This is a genomic window from Lactobacillus melliventris, assembly GCF_013346935.1.
Taxonomy (GTDB): Bacteria; Bacillota; Bacilli; order Lactobacillales; family Lactobacillaceae; genus Lactobacillus.
This window is the reverse complement of record NZ_JAAEEB010000026.1, coordinates 1-1195: the sequence shown is the minus strand read 5'-3', so window position 1 is coordinate 1195 and position 1195 is coordinate 1. Positions and strand designations below refer to the sequence as shown.

The window sequence follows — 1195 nt, the reverse complement described above, 5'->3', positions numbered from 1 at the left end:
TTACGTTTACTGGTTCAATCATATTAGAAGATCAAACAAACTAAAATACACGACCCCGATCAAATATCGAAATCGTGCATTGAGTCTTGCGTAATATTAAAATGTCTAACTTTTTAGTTGCACTTCATTTTGCAATGTACCAATTTTTATGCCTGTTTTCTGTTCGGCTTCTAACCAACTAGAATATTTTTTGCCAGCAATTACTATTTGATGAGATTTAGTTGAATCAATTTTTATGCCTTTTTTATCTAAAAATTCAGTTAATGATGGACGATTAATAACCTTTTGATTACTTTGGTTGATCAAAAAATTATTAATACGTGAAATAGTTAGGCTTTTATCATTGGATGCAGCAACAACATTTTTAAAGCTTATTGTTTTACGTTCTTTGATTAATTTTTGAGCAGCTAAGATAATATCTTTTTCGACCTTTTTTTTTCGATTTTCACGTTCCGTCTGCAGATCAAATTCTTTAGCAAAATCATCAATACCTTTCCAGTACTTCATTATTTGATTAGCTGGGAAATGATCTTTATACATTTCTTTCCAAGTTGGCATACGATGATACTTCTCAATTTCTTTTCTGCCTTTATAAATGACCTCTTGTTTGCTAATAATTGAATTTCCAACAAAAGTAGCATTTATGTGACAGCTTTTTAAGGCAGCCCTCCATGATCCACCTAATCTTCTGGCTGCAGTACGTGAATGTTCATATTGATTTTCTTTAGGAGGATAACCTAGTCTATGATATAAGTCTTGAATTTCTGAAATCAGTTGTATGGTTGAAATTCCACGATCACAGTGTTTGATTACACCTACCTTGTAGTCATCCATTGACTGTAAAAAGTAACGATATAAGCCATATTTTTTGATAATAATGGTTTGAGAACTAGTAGATAAATCTTTCTTCAAAGGAATTCTTTGAAGCTTTTCCTTTATTTCTTTATATTCCATAATAGCCGTATTTAAAGTCTTTTCTTCCATCTGTTTTTCCTTTCTAATTAGTCACAATTTAGCATTTGCTTTTTAGCTAGAATAAAATGTAAAAATTTTAAAAAAACTAAAAACATGAAGTTAACCCCTAGAATTGGACAAAGATTCCAATTCGGGGGTTTTCTTATGTCTAAATATTTACTAAAAACAAAATTAGAAGCAGTAGATTTGTATCAAAGAGGATTTAGCACAAAAGAAATTC

General features: G+C 30.3%; 2 protein-coding genes. One reads left to right on the top strand and one right to left on the bottom strand.

The annotated features are described in order from the left end of the window. Nucleotides 1-94 (top strand): IS3 family transposase (locus GYV61_RS09700; RefSeq protein WP_147444110.1); only part of this gene is annotated, 94 nt, incomplete at its 5' end. An 11-nt stretch (nt 95-105) separates the two neighbouring features. Here GYV61_RS09700 and GYV61_RS09695 read toward each other — a convergent pair. After that, on the bottom strand, nt 106-984 hold the full coding sequence (locus GYV61_RS09695) for a homing endonuclease associated repeat-containing protein (protein ID WP_034981263.1): 879 nt from the start codon (nt 982-984) through the stop codon (nt 106-108). Nucleotides 985-1195: the final 211 nt, after the last annotated feature.

Coding starts and splice junctions, on each gene's coding strand:
- GYV61_RS09695 (WP_034981263.1), bottom strand. CDS start 984: ATGGAAGAAAAGACTTTAAATACGGCTATTATGGAATATAAAGAAATA.